General features: G+C 71.3%; 21 protein-coding genes. 13 read left to right on the top strand and 8 right to left on the bottom strand.

The window, feature by feature from the left end; translation table 11 throughout:
- Window positions 1-42 precede the first annotated feature (42 nt).
- Window positions 43-1,827: a monovalent cation:proton antiporter-2 (CPA2) family protein gene (locus SAHL_RS04555; RefSeq protein WP_123590220.1), complete on the bottom strand. Its 1,785-nt coding sequence runs from the start codon at window positions 1,825-1,827 to the stop codon at window positions 43-45.
- 153 nt (window positions 1,828-1,980) lie between these two features.
- Between SAHL_RS04555 and SAHL_RS04550 the strand changes: the two genes are divergently transcribed.
- The 3 genes from SAHL_RS04550 to SAHL_RS04540 are packed head-to-tail and all read left to right on the top strand — an operon-like array spanning window position 1,981 to window position 4,010.
- A complete protein-coding gene (locus SAHL_RS04550; RefSeq protein ID WP_123590219.1) occupies window positions 1,981-3,291 on the top strand; it encodes an alpha-hydroxy-acid oxidizing protein in 1,311 nt (436 codons plus the stop codon).
- A 13-nt stretch (window positions 3,292-3,304) separates the two neighbouring features.
- Complete coding sequence (locus SAHL_RS04545; RefSeq protein ID WP_123590218.1) at window positions 3,305-3,613, top strand: DUF3301 domain-containing protein; 309 nt, start codon at window positions 3,305-3,307, stop codon at window positions 3,611-3,613.
- 43 nt (window positions 3,614-3,656) lie between these two features.
- The gene (locus SAHL_RS04540; RefSeq protein WP_123590217.1) at window positions 3,657-4,010 is read left to right on the top strand and encodes a hypothetical protein; all 354 of its coding nucleotides are present in this window, start codon (window positions 3,657-3,659) and stop codon (window positions 4,008-4,010) included.
- 155 nt (window positions 4,011-4,165) lie between these two features.
- On the opposite strand, the gene SAHL_RS04535 is transcribed toward SAHL_RS04540, so the two are convergent.
- Together SAHL_RS04535 and SAHL_RS04530 are read right to left on the bottom strand one after the other, a co-directional pair.
- Complete coding sequence (locus tag SAHL_RS04535; RefSeq protein ID WP_123590216.1) at window positions 4,166-4,825, bottom strand: pyridoxamine 5'-phosphate oxidase family protein; 660 nt, start codon at window positions 4,823-4,825, stop codon at window positions 4,166-4,168.
- A gap of 83 nt (window positions 4,826-4,908) precedes the next feature.
- Window positions 4,909-5,484: a glutathione S-transferase family protein gene (locus SAHL_RS04530; RefSeq protein ID WP_123590215.1), complete on the bottom strand. Its 576-nt coding sequence runs from the start codon at window positions 5,482-5,484 to the stop codon at window positions 4,909-4,911.
- A 171-nt stretch (window positions 5,485-5,655) separates the two neighbouring features.
- Here SAHL_RS04530 and SAHL_RS04525 point away from each other — a divergent pair, with 171 nt between their 5' ends.
- The 4 genes from SAHL_RS04525 (at window position 5,656) to SAHL_RS04510 (ending at window position 9,720) form a co-directional block, all read left to right on the top strand.
- Window positions 5,656-6,147 carry an acyl-CoA thioesterase gene (locus SAHL_RS04525; protein ID WP_123590214.1) on the top strand — a complete coding sequence of 164 codons (492 nt, stop codon included), beginning with the start codon at window positions 5,656-5,658 and terminating at the stop codon, window positions 6,145-6,147.
- A gap of 159 nt (window positions 6,148-6,306) precedes the next feature.
- Window positions 6,307-7,917: an OpgD/OpgG family glucan biosynthesis protein gene (locus SAHL_RS04520; protein ID WP_123590213.1), complete on the top strand. Its 1,611-nt coding sequence runs from the start codon at window positions 6,307-6,309 to the stop codon at window positions 7,915-7,917.
- Between the two features lie 88 nt (window positions 7,918-8,005).
- Entirely contained in the window at window positions 8,006-9,091 is a 1,086-nt protein-coding gene (locus SAHL_RS04515; RefSeq protein WP_123590212.1) for an Lnb N-terminal periplasmic domain-containing protein, read from the top strand.
- Window positions 9,088-9,720, top strand: a complete 633-nt coding sequence (locus SAHL_RS04510) for a hypothetical protein (protein ID WP_148045482.1) — start codon at window positions 9,088-9,090, stop codon at window positions 9,718-9,720. The genes SAHL_RS04515 and SAHL_RS04510 overlap by 4 nt, the downstream gene beginning before the upstream one ends.
- A gap of 195 nt (window positions 9,721-9,915) precedes the next feature.
- On the opposite strand, the gene SAHL_RS17985 is transcribed toward SAHL_RS04510, so the two are convergent.
- From SAHL_RS17985 to SAHL_RS04500, 3 genes are all read right to left on the bottom strand, one after another.
- Complete coding sequence (locus tag SAHL_RS17985) at window positions 9,916-10,560, bottom strand: hypothetical protein (protein ID WP_221177831.1); 645 nt, start codon at window positions 10,558-10,560, stop codon at window positions 9,916-9,918.
- 75 nt (window positions 10,561-10,635) lie between these two features.
- Window positions 10,636-11,181, bottom strand: coding sequence for a patatin-like phospholipase family protein (locus tag SAHL_RS17980; RefSeq protein ID WP_221177830.1), 546 nt, complete (start codon window positions 11,179-11,181; stop codon window positions 10,636-10,638).
- A gap of 142 nt (window positions 11,182-11,323) precedes the next feature.
- Complete coding sequence (locus tag SAHL_RS04500; protein WP_123590210.1) at window positions 11,324-11,767, bottom strand: acyl-CoA thioesterase; 444 nt, start codon at window positions 11,765-11,767, stop codon at window positions 11,324-11,326.
- Window positions 11,768-11,870: 103 nt separating this feature from the next.
- Here SAHL_RS04500 and SAHL_RS04495 point away from each other — a divergent pair, with 103 nt between their 5' ends.
- Complete coding sequence (locus tag SAHL_RS04495) at window positions 11,871-12,314, top strand: YbaY family lipoprotein (RefSeq protein ID WP_184947358.1); 444 nt, start codon at window positions 11,871-11,873, stop codon at window positions 12,312-12,314.
- A gap of 366 nt (window positions 12,315-12,680) precedes the next feature.
- Here the strand turns inward: SAHL_RS04495 and SAHL_RS04490 are convergent, their stop codons facing one another.
- Window positions 12,681-13,880 (bottom strand): GGDEF domain-containing protein, encoded by a 1,200-nt coding sequence (locus SAHL_RS04490; protein ID WP_123590208.1) that lies wholly within the window; start codon window positions 13,878-13,880, stop codon window positions 12,681-12,683.
- 332 nt (window positions 13,881-14,212) lie between these two features.
- On the opposite strand from SAHL_RS04490, the gene SAHL_RS04485 reads away from it, so the two are divergent.
- The 5 genes from SAHL_RS04485 to SAHL_RS04465 all read left to right on the top strand — a co-directional run bounded on the left by SAHL_RS04485 (window position 14,213) and on the right by SAHL_RS04465 (window position 18,261).
- On the top strand, window positions 14,213-14,767 hold the full coding sequence (locus SAHL_RS04485; protein ID WP_123590207.1) for a cupin domain-containing protein: 555 nt from the start codon (window positions 14,213-14,215) through the stop codon (window positions 14,765-14,767).
- Between the two features lie 51 nt (window positions 14,768-14,818).
- Window positions 14,819-15,889 carry an NAD(P)H-dependent flavin oxidoreductase gene (locus SAHL_RS04480; RefSeq protein WP_123590206.1) on the top strand — a complete coding sequence of 357 codons (1,071 nt, stop codon included), beginning with the start codon at window positions 14,819-14,821 and terminating at the stop codon, window positions 15,887-15,889.
- Window positions 15,890-16,088: 199 nt separating this feature from the next.
- Window positions 16,089-17,300, top strand: coding sequence for an MFS transporter (locus SAHL_RS04475; protein ID WP_123590205.1), 1,212 nt, complete (start codon window positions 16,089-16,091; stop codon window positions 17,298-17,300).
- Between the two features lie 21 nt (window positions 17,301-17,321).
- Window positions 17,322-17,711: a tautomerase family protein gene (locus SAHL_RS04470; RefSeq protein WP_123590204.1), complete on the top strand. Its 390-nt coding sequence runs from the start codon at window positions 17,322-17,324 to the stop codon at window positions 17,709-17,711.
- A 61-nt stretch (window positions 17,712-17,772) separates the two neighbouring features.
- Window positions 17,773-18,261, top strand: coding sequence for a nucleoside deaminase (locus SAHL_RS04465; protein WP_184947356.1), 489 nt, complete (start codon window positions 17,773-17,775; stop codon window positions 18,259-18,261).
- Window positions 18,262-18,379: 118 nt separating this feature from the next.
- Here SAHL_RS04465 and SAHL_RS04460 read toward each other — a convergent pair whose 3' ends face one another.
- Window positions 18,380-18,580 (bottom strand): DUF2905 domain-containing protein, encoded by a 201-nt coding sequence (locus SAHL_RS04460; protein WP_123590203.1) that lies wholly within the window; start codon window positions 18,578-18,580, stop codon window positions 18,380-18,382.
- Between the last annotated feature and the right edge of the window lie 53 nt (window positions 18,581-18,633).

Raw genomic sequence — 18,633 nt, 5'->3', positions numbered from 1 at the left:
CGCCCCCGTGCCCTGGCGGGCGTCGCCGGGGCGGACCAGCCGCTATTCGCCGGCGTGCTCGGCGGCGTCGCGCTCGAACTGTTCCTCCAGTTCCTGGGCGGCCTCCATCACCAGCTTGGCGTAGCGGGTCTCGTCGTCGGCCGCGTGATAGTGCTCGAACAGGCGCTTCTCATCGTGGGCGCGGAACAGGGTCTTGGCACGCTTGATCTCGTCGGGCTTGAAGCCCAGCGCCTTGAGCGCGTCGCCGGCCAGCTCGAGGCTGGAGAGAAAGGTCTCGCGCTGGAGCACGGTCACGCCCAGGTCCATCAGCTCGTAGGCGTGCTTGCGATTGCGGGCGCGGGCGATGAGCTGGATGTCCGGATAGTGCTCGCGCACGGTGCGCGCGGTACGCAGCGAGGCCTCCCGATTGCCGATCGCGAGCACGAACAGCCGGGCCTGCTCGATGCCCGCGGCACGCAGCAGGTCCAGGCGCGAAGCGTCGCCGTAGTAGACCTTATTGCCGTACTTGCGCACGAAGTCCACCTGATCGGCGTTGATCTCGAGCGCGGTGAAGCCCACATGCTTGGCCCGAAGCAGCCGCGCCACGATCTGCCCGACGCGGCCGAAGCCGGCGATGAACACCGGATGCTCGGCGGCCTCGGGGGTCTCGAAGGCCGGCTCGCTTTTCGGCATGCGCCAGGTGTTGTAGTAGGCCACCAGCTTGACGAACAGCGGCGTGATCACCATCGACAGGGTCACCGTGGCGACCAGCAGATCGGCCTCGGCCTGCACGAACAGCCCGCCGGCGACCGCCGTCGACAGGATCACGAACGCGAATTCGCCGCCCTGCGGCAGATAGGCCGCCAGACCGCGGGCAGCGGGCCAGCTCAGGCCGTGTCGCCGGCCCAGCACGAACAGGATCGTAGCCTTGACGCCGATCAGGCCCGCCGTCAGCGCGAGCAGAAACAGCGGCTGCGCGGCGATCAGACCGAGGTTGATGGACATGCCCACGGCGATGAAGAACAGGCCGATCAGCAGGTCCTTGAACGGCTCGATGTTGGCTTCCAGTTCGTGCCGGTACTCCGAATCCGCGAGCAGCACGCCGGCCACGAAGGCGCCGAGCGCCACCGAGATGCCGGTGGCCTCCATCACCACCGCCGTGCCCACCACGATCAGCAGCGTCATGGCGGTGAAGATCTCGTGCATGCGGGTCGCGGCGACCAGCCGGAAGATCGGCCGCAGCAGATAATGGCCGCCGACCACCATGGCCGCGAGCACCAGCGCGATCTTGACCGTCTCCCAGAGCGCGCCGAGGAAGCTGACCGATTCGCTGCCCGCGGTCAGCAGCGGCAGCAGCGCCAGAATCGGAATTACGGCGAGGTCCTGAAACAGCAGAATCGCGAACGCCGAGCGCCCGTGTCGGGCGGTGAGTTCGCCGCGCTCGGCGAGCAGCTGCAGGGCGAAGGCGGTCGACGACAGCGCCAGGGCGAGGCCCGCGACGATCGCCGGCACGGGCGGCATTTCCAGCACCAGGGACGCGGCCAGCGCCAGCGCCGCGGCGCTCAGGCCCACCTGCATGCCGCCGAGCCCGATGATGGTTTTGCGCAGCGCCCACAGCCGGCGCGGCTGCATCTCCAGACCGATGATGAACAGCAGCAGCACGACGCCGAACTCGGCGATGTGCAGCACCTGCTCGACGTCGCCGATCAGACCCAGCGCCCAGGGCCCGATGATCACGCCCGCCGCCAGATAGCCCAGCACCGAGCCCAGGCCCAGACGCTGGGCGATCGGCACCGCGATCACGGCGGCGGCCAGAAAAATGGCGATTTCGTCAAGCAGCGGACCCACGTTCCATCCCCCTTGCAGTGCGGCCGACGACCCTCGGCCCCGTCGATTCTAGCCGAGTCGCCGAAACCGCGCGGGCACGGCATGCACCGCGCTTGCTAAGGTCGGGCCGAGCCCGCGCCCGCCGCCACCCGCCATGACCCGAGCAACACCGACATGACCGCCGACAACCCGCGTACCGGCCCGGTGGCCCGCCAGCAGGCGATCTATTCGGCGGGCATGGCCGGCCGTCGCCCGCGCGTACCCGTGGCCGAGACCGCGCTGGAGGCCGCCGCCCAGCGACGCATGGCGGCGGCCGATTTCGCCTATATCGCCGGCGGCGCCGGGCGCGAGTCCACAATGTCCGCCAATCGCCGCGCCTTCGAGCGCTGGCGCATCGTTCCGCGCATGCTGCGCGACGTGGCGCACCGGGACACCGCGATCAGCCTGTTCGGCCGGCGCTACCCGCAGCCGTTCCTGCTCTGCCCCATCGGCGTGCTCGAAGCCGCCCACCCGGGCGCCGACGTGGCCGTGGCCCGGGCCGCGGCCGCGCGCGGCGTGCCCATGATCTTTTCCAACCAGGCCAGCCGTTCGATGGAGGACTGCGCCGCCGCGATGGAGACGGTCGCCCCCGGCGCGCCGCGCTGGTTCCAGCTCTACTGGTCGAAATCGGACGCGCTGGTGGAATCGCTGGTCGCCCGCGCCGAAGCCTGCGGCTGCGAGGCGCTGGTGGTCACGCTCGACACCACGCTGCTCGGCTGGCGCAGCCGCGACCTGGATCTGGCCCACCTGCCCTTTCTGCTCGGCCGGGGCATCGCCCAGTACACCTCGGACCCGGTCTTCACCGCGGGCCTGGACGCCGCCGCCGACGACGGCCCGCGGCCGCCGGTGAACCTGACCACCCTGCGCAACGTGCTCGCCGCGGCGCGCCACTATCCCGGCTCCAGTCTGGCCGCGCTGACCAGCGGCCGGGCGCTGGCCGCGGTGCGCCGCTTCATCGCGACCTACTCGCGGCCGAATCTGACCTGGGGCGAGCTGGCCTGGCTGCGTCATCGCACGCGCCTGCCGATCGTGCTCAAGGGCGTGCTCGACGCCGACGACGCGCGCATGGCCGCGGATCACGGGGTGGACGGGCTCATCGTGTCCAATCACGGCGGCCGCCAGGTCGACGGTGCGGTGGCCAGCCTCGACGCGCTGCCCGCGGTGGCGGCCGCCGCGCCCGAGCTGCCGGTGATCCTGGATTCCGGCGTGCGCGGCGGCGCCGACGTGTTCAAGGCGCTCGCGCTGGGGGCGACCGCGGTCGGACTCGGCCGCCCCTACGCCTACGGCCTGGCCCTGGCCGGCGAAGCCGGTGCGGGCGAGGTCATGGACAATCTGGCCGCCGATTTCGAGCTGACCATGGCGCTGGCCGGCTGCCGCGGGATCGACGAGATCCGAAACGGCGCCGCCCGCGTCGTGCCCGACGACGCCCCGGCGGCCGACGCCTGAGGCGGGCTCGACCGTGCTGTTCGACTATTTCCCCTGGCTGATCGGCACCGCGCTCGTCGCCATCTTCTGGTGGCAGTCGCTCGGCGCCCGGTCGCGAGCCCGCCGGGCCGCGCTCGCGGCCTGCGAACAAGCGCGCATGACCTTCATCGACGAACTGGCCTTCGACCGCATCGGCCTCGGCCGCGGGTTCATCAAGCGCCGTTATCGCTTCGAGTTCTATCAGCGCGGCGACCGGCGCTACGGCGGCATCGTGGACATGCACGGGCTGCACGTCGCCCGGGTCCAACTCGAAGCGCATCCGTTCAGCGAGGAGTCCGCCTGAGCGGACGATGCGGGGCCGCGACACCCGTTCGAAAACCCGCGCAATGCGAATACTCGATCACCGCCGGCAGCGCGCGGCGCGCCTGCTCGCGCTCGCCGGCCTCGTGTCCACCGGCGCCCTCGCCTCGACCGAAGCGGCCTGGCAGGCCTTCCGTGCCGACGTCGAGGCCGGCTGCCGGGCGGCGGCCGACGACGACGGCTTCGAGGTCGAGACGATCACCGTCGACCCATTCGGCTCACAGCACTACGGTCTGGCCCGATTGACCGGCCGCGGGCCCGGCACGGACCGCCGGCAGCAGCGGCTGTGCGCCTACGACAAGCAGACGAAGGTGGCCGAGGTCGGCACGGCGATGGCGATCGACGACCCGTCCGCCGCCGGGCGCGCCGCGGGCCCGTAAGGACCGCCGGCGCGACTCGGGTCGCGGCTCGGGCGCGTTCTTCGGCCGCGTCCGCTCGACGGGCCGGGACGCGTCGCCCCCGGGCCGCGCCGCGGCAGCGTCGATTTCGCCGGATCCGAGAAACGGCGCGGTGGCGTGAGCGGCCGGACCAGCCCCTATGCGCGCGGATCGCCGCGCTGGATGCTGTCGATCCACTCGTCCTCGGTTATGTGGCCCTCGCGGGCGGCCTCGGCCCGGTCGGCGTCGGTGAGCACGTCCTGCAGGCCGTCGATGCGCTTCCAGCCGGCCAGCGGCGCCCGGGCGCGGGCGTCCGGCACGTAGCGGGAGTTCGACAGCTTGCGATAGCGATGGATGTAGCGCGGGCAGTTCTGCCAGACCGCATGCAGCGCCACCCGCACCACGAGATCGGCGCCCGGCCAGTCGCCGATCAGCGGATCGTCGGCGGCCACCGTCGCCCGACCCTGGGCGCGCAGGCGGAAGGGCTTCTCGAAGTCGATGAACAGCAGGCCCACCTCGGGATGGGCGTCGGCATTGCCCATCGACAGATACATACCGTTGCCGTCGTAGTTGGGAAACGCCAGCGTGGTCTCGTCCAGCACCCGCACGAAACCCGGCGCGCCGCCCTTGTAGGACACGGTCGGGCAGCCGCGGGCATCGACCGTCGACAGGAAGAACATGTCGCGCGATTCGATGAAGGCCCGGGCCGCGGGCTCGACACCCGGGCTGGCGGCCACATCCTCGATGCGGTCGGCGAGTTCGCGGGTGTCGAACTGATCCTGCAGGGCCCGGTGGGCCGGGCCGTAGAGTCGGCTCATGGTCCTGCGCTCCTCACGACCGCGGGCGGTCTTCGGATCAGCCTGTGCCGGCCCGCAGGGGCTGTCAAACCGTCGCCGGGGCCTCAGCCGGCGCGACGCGGATCGGTCTCGGCCACCATCGGCTGCCCCCGATGACGCTCGCGCACGCCGCGCAGCGCCGGGTGCTCGGCGAAATCGAACATCTCGCGCATCTCGGCCCAGTCGACCAGGCAGTAGACGCAGATCGCCGGGTAATCCCAGGCGTCGAAGGCGCCGTCGGCGGCGACGTCCTCGAGTGCGGTCATCGCACGCCCGATGCGCTCGTGCTGGAGCTCGTGGAACGTCGCGCCGTCGTGGATATCGAGGCCGGACTTGTGCGACAGCACCAGCGCGACCATCGAATCGTTGGCGGCATCGACGAGCGTGAGCAGGTTCTCCTGATCCCAGCTCAGCGGCGCGTGCTCGAATTTGTCGCTGAGATAGCGCGCGATCACCCGCGAGTCGTAGAGGGTGCGGCCGCCGTCGACGAGCATCGGAATCTTGAGCGCCGGGTTGCGCGCCCGCAGGGCGTCGCGGTCGGCGCCGTAGATGTCCAGACTCTCGAACTCGTAGGGTCGATCGCCCAGCAGCAGGCGGGTGCGGCGGACATAGGGCGACGTGCCGGATCCGATGAGCTTCATGGCGGGTCTCGCGATGGAATGACGCGCTCAGTCTAGGCGCTCGCGCCGCACGACGCGACGCCGGGCGACCGGCGTATCGCCCCGGGCCGTCCAGCGGGCCGCGAGGCGACGCTTCGCCCGGCGGGCCGCGACCCGCTAGACTCGGCCGCACGCCCCCGCGCCGAGCCGACCGTGACCGACACCCCCGCCGCCGAGATCACCCTGCGCTTTCTGGCCGAGCCCTCCGACGTCAATTTCGGCGGCAACGTCCACGGCGGCAACGTGATGAAGTGGATCGACCACGCCGGCTACACCTGCGCGGCGAACTGGAGCGCGAGCTACTGCGTGACCGCCTACGTCGGCGGCATCCGTTTTCTCGAACCGATCAGCGTGGGCGATCTGGTGACGCTGCGCGCGGAACTGATGCACACGGGCCGCACCAGCATGCACATCTCGGTGAGCGTGCACGCCCGCAATCCGCGCCAGCGCCAGCGGCGCTTCACCACCCACTGCATTCTGGTGTTCGTCGCCCTCGACGAAAGCGGCGGCAAGCAGCCCGTGCCCGCCTTCACGCCCGAGACCGATCATCAGCGGCGGCTCAACGACTACGCCCGCCGCATGATCGAACTGCGCGGCCAGCTCCGCAACGAGGCCGACGCCTTCCTGAGCGACTTCCTGCCCTGAGCCGTGGCGTCCGGCACGACCGCGCGCCAAACGGCGCCGGGGCGATCGAGGTGCCGGCAAGCCGAGGGTCGACCGGGTGAGGTAGCGCATCCGCACATCCGCGCCGGAACCCCGGGCCCGATCGCCTGTCCCTAAAGGAAGCCCACCGAAGGCGAGTCCATGCATCGACGCACCCTGCTCAAGACCTCTCTGGCGCTGGCCTCGCTCGGCCTGCCGGGCCTGCCCGCATTCGCCCGCCTGGGCGACGCCTCGGAGGCGCAGCCGTTCGACGGCGAGCGGCTCCGGCAACGGGCCCGCGAACTCGCCGAGCGGCCGTACGAGTCGCACGTCGAGAAGCTGCCGGCAACGCTGGCCGATCTCGAGCCGCTGAACTATCAGAAGATCCGCTACGACCCTGCCCAGGCGCTCTGGTCAGGCGACGACGCCTTCGATCTGCGCATGACCTTCTTCCACGTGGGCATGCATTTCAACGTGCCGGTACACATGCACGCCCTCGATCCGGACACGGACATGGCGCGGCCCATCCATTTCAGCCCGTCCCTGTTCAACTACGGCCAGGCCGGCGTCGACCGGGCGCCGCTGACAGGCCGCGATCTCGGTTTCGCGGGCTTCGTGCTCGCCAGCGCGATCCGCGACGGGCACGTCGACGAGGCCGGCGCGTTTCTGGGCGCGAGCTATTTCCGCTTCCTCGACAAGAACGAACAGTACGGCCTCTCGGCGCGCGGGCTGGCGGTGAACACCGCGCTGGCCTCGGGCGAGGAGTTCCCCGACTTCACCGATTTCTGGTTCGTTCAGCCGGAGCCGGGGGCGACCACGGTCACCGTCTACGCCCTGCTCGACTCGCCGAGCGTCACCGGCGCCTATCGCTTCGACATCGATCTGCGCGAAGAGGGCGCGGTCCTGGATGTCGACATGACGCTGTTCACCCGCCGGCCGATCGAGCGGCTGGGCATCGCCCCCATGACCAGCATGTTCCTCAAGGGCACGAGCCAGAGCCAGGCCCGCGACACCATCCACCCGCAGATTCACGACTCGGACCGGCTGGAGATGTGGCGCGGCAACGGCGAGTGGATATGCCGCCCGCTGTTCAACCCGGAAACGCTGCAGTACAACGCCTTCAGCGACGAGAATCCGCGCGGTTTCGGCCTCGTTCAGCACGACCACGACTTCGACAACTATCGCGACGACGTCGCCTGGTACAACCGTCGCCCGAGCCTGTGGGTCGAACCCACCAGCGATTGGGGCGCCGGCGAGATCGCGCTCGTGGAACTGCCGACCGTGGGCGAGACCGTCGACAACATCGTGGCCTTCTGGATCCCCGGAGACCCGGTCGAGGCCGGCCAGCGGCTGGACTATCGCTACCGGCTGTACTGGTATCCACTGCCGCCGGTCAGCCCGACCCTCGCGCAGGTGGACAAGACCTGGACCGGCATGGGCAACGTCCCGGAGGGCTGGATTCCGGGTGATCGCTCGCCTGCGGAGTACGCCCGCCGATTCGCCGTGGATTTCGTCGGCGATACCCTCGACGACCTGCCCGACGACGCCGACGTGGTCGCCGAGATCAGCGTCTCGCGCGGTCGGCTCGGCATGGTCCAGGCACGGCGGTTCGAACCCATCGACGGCTACCGCGCGATCTTCGACTGGATTCCCGAGACCGCCTCGGATGAACCGCTGTCCATGCGGCTCTACCTGCGTGACGGCGATCGCACGCTCACCGAGACCTGGCTCTATCAGTGGGTGCCGCCCAAACCCTCGGAACGCTATTACTGAGCGCCGGCGCCACACCCGGCCCCGGCTTCGCTAGCATGGACGGCATGTTCGAGTCGTCGCCCACCCCCGTCGGCACGCCGGAGCACCCATGGCCGCGCTGAGCGCGAGCCTGCTCTGGCGCCTGCCGCTCGCCCTCGGCCTGACGCTGCTCGGCGCCTGGGGCAGCGGCGCGCTGTGGTTCCGCGGGCCGCGCGGGTTCGCCGCAGTGCTGCTCGCGCTCTGGCTGGCCCTCACGCTGGTCGCGCTCGCCAGCCTGCTGGCGCCGCCGCTGCGCGAACTGCGCTGGCCGTCGCTGCTGGTCTTCGCGCTGGTCTTCGTCGCGCTGATCGGCTGGTGGCAGACCATCCGGCCGGCCATGGACCGCGACTGGGCGCCCGACGTCGCACGCCTGCTGGAATCCGAACGCGACGGCGATCGCGTGACGCTCCACAACGTGCGCAACTTCGACTGGCGCACCCGCGAGGATTTCACCCCGCGCTGGGAGACCCGCACCTACGACCTGTCGCAACTGCGCTCGGCCGACCTGATCGCGTCCCACTGGATGGGCCCGGCGATCGCGCACACGCTGGTCAGCTTCGGCTTCACCGACGGCCGCCAGCTGGTGTTCTCGGTGGAGGTGCGGCGCACGCGCGAGTCCTCGTTCTCGGCCATCGGCGGTCTGTTCAAGCAGTCCGAGCTGGTGCTGATCGCCGCCGACGAACGCGACATCGTGCGCACCCGCTCGAACGTGCGCGGCGAGGACGTCTACCTCTACCGCGTGGCCCTGCCGCGGGCGGCGCTGCGCGACCTGTTCCTCGCCTATCTCGACGAGGCCGAATCGCTGCGCCGCGAGCCGCGCTTCTACAACACCGTTCTGTCGAACTGCACCACCATCGTCTACGACATGGTCAAAGCGATCGTGCCCGGGCTGCCGAGCGACTACCGCCTGCTTGCCTCCGGCTATCTGCCGGACTATATCTACGATCTCGGCGCACTCGACACCTCCCGCCCGCTCGCCGAACTGCGGGCCCGCGGCCACATCAACGCCCGCGCCGTCGCCGCCGACGTCGACGGGCACGCCGCGGCGGATTTCCCGCGCGCGATCCGCCGCGGCGTGCCCGCCCCCGACGGCGACCTGATCGAGCCGGGCCCGTCATCTGCACCGGCCGAGGCCGGAAGGACCGCCACACCATGACCGAATCCGTCGTTCCCGGCCCTGGCCATCGTCCCGCCCACAACGCCGCTCTCGCGGTTCTGGGTGCGGCCGTAGTGCTGCTGACCGGCTGCAGCGTGCTCGGCGGCGGCGCGGCCGCCGACGACGCCGCGCCGACCGCCCGGCCCGAACCGGGCTCGACCGTGAACTTCCACGGCCGCTACACCCCGCTGTCGAACACCGCCATGGCCTTCACCGGCGCGATCGAGATCGACGACGCCGGGCTGACCGCAGCCAAGGGCCTGCGCTACGCCCTGGGCGCACCGGAGACCGTCTATGGACGCGACGGCTATCCCTCCGGTTCGGGAGATGCCCGCTTCGCCGACGTGCTGCTCATCGCCCCGGACACCCCGGTGACCCTGCGCGCAGTCGACAGCGAGCAGGTGGGCGCGGACGCCCCCAACGGCGGCCTGTGCCGCGACGGCGAAACCCGCTACATTGCCCTGGCCGAAACCGGCACCGCGAGTCAGGCCACGCTCCAGCTCGCCGCCTTCTCGCGCGACCCGCTGAGCGCCGGCGAGAAACCGGCGCTGTGCGGCACCTTCAACTACTTCGACGCCGGCGGCGAAGGCGGCGACGCCGAACCCTCGTCCGGAGCCACGGGCGAATAGGCGCCAGACCCGTCGATCGGGCGTACGGCCCGAGCGGAACGCAGACTGCGTTCGCGCCGATCGCCGCGCACGACGTTGCCTTCCGTAGGCCCGCAAATCCGCGCGATCGAGACATCCGACCGTCACGGCGCCCGCCGTATCCGGCGACCCACCCGGGCGGTCTCGTACAGCGCGCGCGGGCCGACGACCGGGGCGCTAACGCGCCACCGCGGCGGCGTCGGCGGTCTCGCCGCGCAGGAAGGCCTCGATCTCGTCGATACGGGCATCGGCATCACGATAGCCGATGTCGATGAGCGCGCGGGTATAGGCCGGGTCGAACAGCAGATAGCTGGCCAGATCCGCACTACGCGCGTCCGGCGTGCCCAGCGTCTCCAGCAGAAAGCGCACCGACGCCGGGATGCGATCGGCCAGATCGGCGGCGATCACCGCCAGATCCTCGGAGGGCGAGATCACCAGCGGATGGACGACGCGCATCGGCTCGGCGACGGTGTGCTTGGGCGGCCCGGCGTCGGCGCCGCGGCCGTAGGCGGCGACCAGGTCGTTCATGCGTTCGAGATGATCGATGTCGGCGTCCAGATGATCCAGAAACAGCGCGTTCAGGAAGGTGCCGCAGATCTGGGCCAGCGGCGGCCGCGGCGGCAGACAGGCGGCCGAAGCCGAGGCATGGGCGAACTCGGCGTCGGTGAGCGCGCGGGCGCTGTCCGGGCAACGGATGCCGATGGCCAGCACGCGCTTCGCCCCCAGCCGGATCGCCGGGCTCAGGGGGTTGGTCAGGCGCATGGCGCCGTCGCCGAACCACGCCGACGCATTCCCGGTGGCCAGCGCCACCGGCGGAAACACCAGCGGTATCGCCGCCGAGGCGCAGACATGGTCGACGCCGATCGTGGACGGCAGGGCGATGCGCCGGCTCTTCTCTCAGAGCGGATGCCCGGGCCGACCCTGGATGAAGGTGTACGACTTGCCGGAGTGATAGCCGGTCGCGGTCACCGCCAGCGCGTACAGCCGCCGCTGAGCGACGGCCTGGCCGATGCCGGCCAGGGGCAGTTCGCGCGCGAGCAGCTCGCGCAGCGGCGCCGCATCGAGCAGGGCCTGGACGCGGCCACCGCCCAGCAGCCGCCCGAGGGCCGCGTCGCCGGCGAAACGCAGGGCGTTGCGTGCCATCGCGCTCAGGCCGGTGCGATAGACCCGATCCGCGGTCAGCCCCGCCCACAGCCCGGCCAGACGGGCGGTGCCGTACTGCAGCCGCGCGGAATAGCCGGCCAGCGCGGCGCCGTTGATCGCCCCGGCCGAGGCGCCGGTGATGATGTCGAACGGCGCCGGCCCTTCGGCCAGCGACGGAATCTCGCCGATGCGCTGGAGCACGCCGGCCTGATAGGCCCCGCGCGAACCGCCCGCGGTCAACGCCAGCGCGGTCATGTTCGGCGGCCGCATGGCCAGGCGCGTGGCGGCAGTACGGCTCATCGCCCCGGCAGCGCCGCATCCCGGCCGGATGTCGCTCTTCGCATCATCGCTTCGTGTCCCGCGCTGGTCTGACCTGCCGGATCGAAAAGCAATTTGAATGCCAGTCCGCGACGACACCACGCCGCAGCCGAGCCCGTGCGGGTCAGCCGCGGCCGCTCTGGTCGATCACCCGATCCCGGGCGCCGCCGGCGAGCGCGGTCCGCAGATCCTCGGGCAGCGGCGTCTTGGCGAAGGGATCGGTGGTCATGAGCACGTAGACCGCGGTGGCGGTACACAGCGTGCGGCGATCATCCGCATGCACGATCTCGTGGCCGAGCTCGAACGAGGTTCGGCCGAGACGCGCGACCGTGACCCGGGCCTCGAGCACCTCGTCGAAGCGCGCCGGCGCACGCCAGTCCAGTGTCAGCCTTACCACCTGATTGTCCAGGCCGCGGGCGAGCAGCTCGGTATAGCCGCAGCCCAGCGCGCGCATGAACTCGGTCATGGCCAGGTCGACGTAGTCGGCGTAACGCGCGTTGAAGACCACGCGCTGGGCGTCGCACTCGTTGTAGCGCACACGGAAACGGTAACGAAACGGTTCGCTCATGCCCCCAATCGACCACGGCCGCGGCCCGATTGCAACGTCCCGGAACAGGTGCCGGAGCGCGCCCGGCGCAGAAACCAGACCCAATCGACAACCGGGAGGAGAGATGCCACACCATCCCCGCTTCGCCCCGAAATCGACGCTCGCGGCCGCCGGCGCCGGACTCATCGCCCTCGCCAGTGCGGGCGCCGCGTTCGCGCTGGACGACAGCCAGCAGGCCATGTTCACCGGTGAACTCGAGGCCCCAGCGCAAGCCGAGTGGCCGGACGACGGGACCGCACGCGTCGCGCTGGTGCAGGTCAGCGGCGATTACAGCGATCCCGAGCTCGTGGCGGAAAAGGCGCTCGGTTCGGTCACTGAAGGCCCGGTGTCCTACGAGCTGACCGTGGACGGCAGCAAACTCGAAGACGGCCGCCAGTACGCGCTCAGCGCCACCGTGGCCGACGGTGACGGCGACACGCTGTGGACCCGCGGCGAGCTGACGGTCAGCGAGCCCATGACCGGGCCGGTCTATTCATCGCTGGATCTGACCGCGGCGAACGACGGCTGAGCGCTCGCCGCGCGGCCGGGCCCGGCGTGTCGGCGTGGCGTGGCGTGGCATGCGTGCACCGTTGGCGCCCGTCGATACGGGCACGAGGGCCGGGCATGCGCGTCAGCGCTCGCGGCGGCGCGTGCCGCGAATTGGCAAACGTCGGCCGCGAATGATCGCGGCGGGCCGGGCCCGGACAGCGCTCATCCACGCCCGGCAGGCGCACCTCAAGCCAGGCCGCTGGCGCTGGCGCTGGCGCTGGCGCTAACGGGCGTTCGAACGCCGACGATTCGCTGCATCCCTGCGCGGGGTGGCGGCGTCCACGGGCCCCGTTTACTACCGTTCACGGATCACGCCGCCCTTCGGCGCGGCGCCCGCACCCGAGTGCTACGATCGGCCTTGAGCCGACACATCGTCCGGCGCCGGCCCGTCGCCGACGCTGACGACCCGATTGCGGCCGCCGCGCTTGGCGACATAGACCGCCCGATCCGCGGCATGGATGAGCCGATCGATATCGGTCAGATCGCCGAGGTCGTGGGGATCGTAACTGGCGATGCCGATGCTGACGGTCAGCCCCAGCGGCGAGGCGCGCGCATCCGGCATTGGAAACGGCGCGGCGACGACCGCGCTGCGCAGGCGCTCGGCGATCTCGGCCGCGGCCGCCGGACCGGTGCGTGGCAGCAGCACCAGAAACTCCTCGCCGCCATAGCGCGCCATCAGATCCTCCTCGCGGCACAGGGCACGCAGCGCATGGGCCACGTGGCAGATGGCGGCGTCGCCGGTGCGATGGCCGTGGGTGTCGTTGATGCCCTTGAAGCGGTCGATGTCGATGAACAACAGGCTCGCCGGCTGGCCGCTCTCGCCGTGCGAGTCGAGGCTGCGCATCCCCGCGGCGAGGAACTGGCGGCGATTGGGCAGCCGCGTGAGACCGTCGGTCAGGGCCTGGTGCTCGACCTCGCGCCGATAGCGGAACACGTGCCAGTACATGACCTCGAGCAGCAGCCGGATCGCGAGCACCGGCACGAACCCGGTGCCCATGTAGGCGGCATAGATCCACCAGTCGAGTCCGGTCTGCAGCCCGAACCACGCCGCCAGCGGCGGGAACACGGTGATCGCCGTCAGCACCAGCGCGGCGAGCCCCAGCGGCTGCGCCAGCAGCAGAAACGGCGCGAAGATGAAGAAATACAGGAAGCCGCCCATGCCGTACGAGGTGCCGCCGTCGAGGCGGTCGAGGACGACCATGAAGGTGGCCTCGATGAACAGCGGCGCGGCCAGCGCGGCGATGCGCGCGGCGCGGCCGTGCACATACCGGACGCTGGCGATCGCCCAGAACAGCAGCGCGCCGCACTGCATCACGCGCAGCCAGACGACGTGCCAGGCGCGCGTCGCGTCGATCGCATAGTCCCAGGGGATCATGCCCAGCACGAACACGGCGGTGATGAGCAGGGCCCAGAGCGTGAAGGCGCCGAAATCCCGGGCCTTGGCGTCGAGATATTCCGGCGAATGCACGGCCTGGAGCAGCACGCGCAGCGCCCGGGACCAACCATGCCCCTGCCGATCCATCGGCGTCGCCTGTTCCTGGCCCATTCGACTCGCCCGTCGGCCTTGGCGGCGCGACGCCCCTCGCGACGTTGTCGGCATTCATACTATCCGAGCCCCGCGCGTTTCGCATGCGACGTTCCGGTGAGTCCACGTGCCGTTGTATCGGCGCCCGATCGGCCAATCACCGCGCCCGGCGGCGCATGCAGCGCTCGCGGCGCAGCGGATCAGGGCAAGCCGCTACGCCGGGCCGACGGGCGGCATGGCGACGGCCGCCGACGTGGCCGCACTTCGAGCCCGGCCCACCAGCCGGCCGCGGGGCTGTACCGGCGGTCACGTCTGCGGCAGGCTCGACCCCATCGCCTTGAAGCCATCTCGCCATGCCGCGACAACCTCACTCGACGGCGCCGAACGCCGCTGTATTCGGCGCGCAGCCGCCCGAACCGGCGACCTATCGGCTCGACGATGACGGGCGGACCCCGAACGGCCGCTGGCCGGTCCTGCACTACCGGTCCGGCGCCGCCCGCGCCGTCGATCCCGCGGGCTTCGAGCGGCTTTTCGCCGCCAACGGCTGGCCGCCGCAATGGCGTGGCGGTGTCTTCGACTTCCACCATTATCATTCGGTCTCGCACGAAGCGCTGGCGGTCCACGCCGGCGCGGCCCGGCTGGTGCTCGGTGGCGAGGCCGGGCGCGTCGTCGACCTCGCTGCCGGCGATGTGCTGATCCTGCCCGCCGGCACCGGCCATTGTCGGCTGTCCGCCACGGCCGACTTCGGTCTCGCCGCGGCCTATCCGCCGGATCAGCAGGACTGGGACCTCTGCCGGCCGGGCGAGACCGAGCCCGCCGCGGCGCGGGCGCGCATCGCGGCGCTGGGCGTACCGGCGTCGGACCCGGTCGCCGGCGCGGCGGGCGGACTGGTCGTGCACTGGCGCTGAGGGCGCCGAGGCGCGATCATCCGGGGCGCCGATTCAACGTTCGAGACCCGCATGACAGCGAGCGCCAGCCGTGTGACCGACATCCTGGGCATCGCCCATCCCATCATCCAGGCGCCGATGGCGGGCGGGACCACCACGCCCGCACTCGTCGCCGCCGTCGCCGAGGCCGGCGGCCTGGGGTCGATCGGCGCCGGCTATCTGAGCCCGGCGGCCGTGACAGAGGCCATCGCCGAGACCCGGGCGCGCACGGCCCGCCCGTTCGCGGTGAATCTGTTCATCCCGCAGCCGTTCACTGCCGATGCCGCACGGATCGACCGGGCCAACGGCCATCTCGACGCATTCCGCGCCGAACTCGGCCTGTCGCGCCCGGACACGCCCGCCCGCTACGCGCCCGACTTCGAGGATCAGTTCGAGGCCGTGATCGAGGCGGGCGTGCCCGTGTTCAGCTTCACGTTTGGGGCACTCGACGCCGCGCGCATTCAGCGTCTGCAGGCTGCCGGCACCTGCGTCGTCGGCACCGCCACCACCGTCGTCGAGGCGCGGCATCTCGAGGCCACGGGCGTCGACATGATCGTGGCCCAGGGCGCCGAGGCCGGCGGTCATCGCGGCACCTTCCTCGGCGACGCCGCGGACGGGCTCGTCGGGACGATGGCGCTGGTGCCGCAGGTGGTCGACGCGGTCTCGGTCCCGGTGATCGCCTCCGGCGGCATCATGGACGGCCGCGGCATGGCCGCCGCCCGCATACTGGGCGCCGAGGCGGTGCAGATGGGCAGCGCTTTTCTGGCCTGCGACGAGAGCGGCGCGAAACCCGCCCACAAGCAGGCCGTGCTCGTCGCCGGCGACACCCCGACCGCCGTCACCCGGGCATTCTCGGGCAAGCCGGCGCGCGGGCTGCGCAATCGCTTCATCGACACGCTCGGCCCATTCGAGCACGAGCTGCCGGACTATCCGGTCCAGAACGCCTGGACCAAGGACATCCGCGCCACGGCCGGCGCCCGCGACCGGCCGGAGTTCATGTCGCTGTGGGCCGGCCAGGCCGCCGGCATGGCGCGCGCCGAGAGCGCCGGGGCGCTGGTCGCGCGTCTGGCCGCCGATCTGGAGGCGCATTGGACACGGCGCTGACGGCCCCCCGCGCACCCCGATACCGGCATACCCGCGGCGGCGCGCAACGGCCGGTCGCGATGCAGGGCGTGAGTATCGAGGGCGACCTGGCGCGGGCCTTCCAGGCCACACCGGGAATACCGCGCGCCGACCCGGCCGGCCGGCGACGGACCGGATCGGCCACGGCGGCCGAGACATCGGCACTGCGGGCGATGCCGGCATGATGGTGCCCGGCATCGGGCGGCGAGCCTCGCCCTGGCTGCTGGTCGCCTGCGGCGCCACGATCGTGACGCTGTCGATGGGCGCGCGCCAGGCCTTCGGCCTGTTCATGGTGCCCATGGCCCAGGACGTGGGCGTGGACCGCGCCGCCTTCGGGCTCGCCATCGCGATCCAGAATCTGCTGTTCGGGCTGGTCCAGCCGAGCGTGGGCGCGCTGGCCGACCGCTACGGCGCCGGCCGCACCATCGCCGCCGGCGGGCTGGTCTATGCCGCCGGCCTGGCCGCGACCGCGACGGCAGGCAGTGCGGCCGGCGTCAACGTATCGCTGGGGGTGCTGGTGGGACTGGCGCTGGCCGGCACCACGTTCGTGGTCATCCTCGGCGCGGTGGGCCGCGTGGTGCCCGCCGAGCGACGCGGACGCGCCTTCGGCATCGTCACCGCGGGCGGCTCGGTCGGTCAGTGTCTGGTAGTGCCTGTCGTCCAGACGCTCATCGAAGGGCTGGGCTGGCGCGCCACGCTCTACGTGCTCGCCGGCCTGATGCTGCTCGTGGTCGTGCTGGCGCGCGGCGTCACCGGCCGCGCGGCCGCACCCGACGCGGCCGCACCGGGCGCCGGCTTCGGCCTGCGCGCGGCGGCGGGACACAGCGGCTTCTGGCTGCTGAACGCGGGCTTTTTCGTCTGCGGCTTTCATATCGCCTTTCTGTCGACCCATCTGCCGGCCTATCTGTCGGATCGCGGCGTCGACGCCGTCATCGGCGCCGCCGCACTGGCGGTGATCGGGCTGTTCAACGTCTTCGGCTCCTACTTCTTCGGCTACTGCGGCGATCGCTACCGCAAGAAGCATGTGCTCGCCTGGCTGTATGTGGCCCGGGCCGCGGTGATCGCGCTGTTCCTGCTGGCGCCGCTCGGTGCCACCAGCGCGCTGCTGTTCGCCGCGGCCATCGGCTTTCTCTGGCTCGGCACCGTGCCGCTGACCAGCGGCCTGGTCGGCGAGATCTTCGGCATGCGCAATCTGTCGCTGCTGTTCGGGGTGGTGTTCATGTCGCACCAGTTCGGCAGCTTCTTCGGCGCCTGGGCGGCCGGCTGGTCCTACACGGTCACCGGCGACTACGATCAGGCGTGGCTGGCCTCGCTCGCGCTGGCGCTGATCGCGGCCGCGCTGCACTGGCCGATCCGCGACACGCCGCTGGCAAGCGCGGCCCGCGCCGACTGACCGCCTCGAACCGGGAGCCAAATGCCGTATCTGCAACTGGATGTGAACGGCCGCCATCCGGCGGCGAAAAAACGCGAACTGGCCGCTCGCCTGGCCAGCGCCTATGCCGAGCGCATGGACGCGGACATCCGCCGTATCACGGTCGCGGTGCGCGAAGCCGGCGAGGGCGGCATCTGGCGGATGATCGACGGCGAGCCGGCTCCGGTATCGATGTTGATGTGCGACATCCGGCGCGGACGGCCGGCCGAGCAGCGCCTGGCCCTGGCCGAATGCCTGATCGCCGTCTGCGCCGACACGCTCGGCCTGGATCCGATGCGCGTCAACGTCGAGTTCACCCAGCACGCCGGCGACGAAATGGTGCATCCGGCCCTCGGCGGCACCAGCCCCGAGTGGTCGCCGCCCGGGAAATGAAGCGGCTGCAGCGCTCGCGTGACGACGCTATCGTAACGTGGCCACACCGGCCCGGACCCGCATGATCGACGCCACCGACCGCCACCATCTGCAGCGCTGCGTGGCGCTGGCCGCCGAGGCGGTCGCCGCCGGCGACGAGCCCTTCGGCTCGGTGCTGGTGGATGCCAGCGGCGCCGTGCGCGCCGAGGATCGCAACCGCATCGCCGGCGGCGACGCCACGCGCCATCCCGAATTCGCCCTGGCCCGCTGGGCGGCGGCGCATATAAATATCGAGACGCGCGCGGGCGCCACCGTCTACACCTCCGGCGAACACTGCCCGATGTGCGCGGCCGCCCACGCTTGGGTCGGTCTGGGCCGGATCGTCTACGCCAGTTCCGCGGCCCAGCTCGTCGCGTGGCTCGACGCCCTGGGCGTCGCGCGCCCGCCCGTACGCCCGCTGCCGATCAACGAGATCGCGCCGGGCGTGGCCGTCGACGGGCCGGATCCGACGCTCGCCCCGGCCGTGCACGCCCTGCACCGGCGCTGCCACGGCCACGAAACGCCGGAGTGAATACGGCGCACCGACGCGTCACCCGGGCCGGGCGACGACGCGGCCCTGCGCCGTTATCGACATGGCTGCGGCCGTCGGCGCGCCGGCTCTCCGCAGGCGCCATCCGCCTCGCCCGCCGCTAACGGCCGAACAGCCACAGCAGCAGCGAGATCACCGCGCTGACCAGCACCATGGTGGTGATCGGGAAGTAGAAGGTCGAGTGCTCCCGGCGGATGACGATATCGCCCGGCAGCTGGCCCAGCGGCAGGCGCCCGAGCCACGGCCACAGCAGGCCCACGGCCACGACCAGCAGGCCGACGATGATCAGCGTCTTCGACATCGCGATATTCCGAGCCGTATTTCGAAACGCATGGGACCAACAGCATAACGCCC

Source organism: Salinisphaera orenii subsp. halophila YIM 95161, from assembly GCF_003732545.1.
Classification (GTDB): Bacteria; Pseudomonadota; Gammaproteobacteria; order Nevskiales; family Salinisphaeraceae; genus Salinisphaera; species Salinisphaera orenii_A.
The sequence above is the reverse complement of the archived record's forward strand: the minus strand, read 5'-3'. Positions and strand labels throughout refer to the sequence as shown.

Coding starts and splice junctions, on each gene's coding strand:
- SAHL_RS04550 (WP_123590219.1), top strand. CDS start 1,981: ATGACCGCCGACAACCCGCGTACCGGCCCGGTGGCCCGCCAGCAGGCG.
- SAHL_RS04540 (WP_123590217.1), top strand. CDS start 3,657: ATGCGAATACTCGATCACCGCCGGCAGCGCGCGGCGCGCCTGCTCGCG.
- SAHL_RS04535 (WP_123590216.1), bottom strand. CDS start 4,825: ATGAGCCGACTCTACGGCCCGGCCCACCGGGCCCTGCAGGATCAGTTC.
- SAHL_RS04530 (WP_123590215.1), bottom strand. CDS start 5,484: ATGAAGCTCATCGGATCCGGCACGTCGCCCTATGTCCGCCGCACCCGC.
- SAHL_RS04520 (WP_123590213.1), top strand. CDS start 6,307: ATGCATCGACGCACCCTGCTCAAGACCTCTCTGGCGCTGGCCTCGCTC.
- SAHL_RS04515 (WP_123590212.1), top strand. CDS start 8,006: ATGGCCGCGCTGAGCGCGAGCCTGCTCTGGCGCCTGCCGCTCGCCCTC.
- SAHL_RS04510 (WP_148045482.1), top strand. CDS start 9,088: ATGACCGAATCCGTCGTTCCCGGCCCTGGCCATCGTCCCGCCCACAAC.
- SAHL_RS17980 (WP_221177830.1), bottom strand. CDS start 11,181: ATGAGCCGTACTGCCGCCACGCGCCTGGCCATGCGGCCGCCGAACATG.
- SAHL_RS04500 (WP_123590210.1), bottom strand. CDS start 11,767: ATGAGCGAACCGTTTCGTTACCGTTTCCGTGTGCGCTACAACGAGTGC.
- SAHL_RS04495 (WP_184947358.1), top strand. CDS start 11,871: ATGCCACACCATCCCCGCTTCGCCCCGAAATCGACGCTCGCGGCCGCC.
- SAHL_RS04490 (WP_123590208.1), bottom strand. CDS start 13,880: ATGGGCCAGGAACAGGCGACGCCGATGGATCGGCAGGGGCATGGTTGG.
- SAHL_RS04485 (WP_123590207.1), top strand. CDS start 14,213: ATGCCGCGACAACCTCACTCGACGGCGCCGAACGCCGCTGTATTCGGC.
- SAHL_RS04480 (WP_123590206.1), top strand. CDS start 14,819: ATGACAGCGAGCGCCAGCCGTGTGACCGACATCCTGGGCATCGCCCAT.
- SAHL_RS04475 (WP_123590205.1), top strand. CDS start 16,089: ATGATGGTGCCCGGCATCGGGCGGCGAGCCTCGCCCTGGCTGCTGGTC.
- SAHL_RS04470 (WP_123590204.1), top strand. CDS start 17,322: ATGCCGTATCTGCAACTGGATGTGAACGGCCGCCATCCGGCGGCGAAA.
- SAHL_RS04465 (WP_184947356.1), top strand. CDS start 17,773: ATGATCGACGCCACCGACCGCCACCATCTGCAGCGCTGCGTGGCGCTG.
- SAHL_RS04460 (WP_123590203.1), bottom strand. CDS start 18,580: ATGTCGAAGACGCTGATCATCGTCGGCCTGCTGGTCGTGGCCGTGGGC.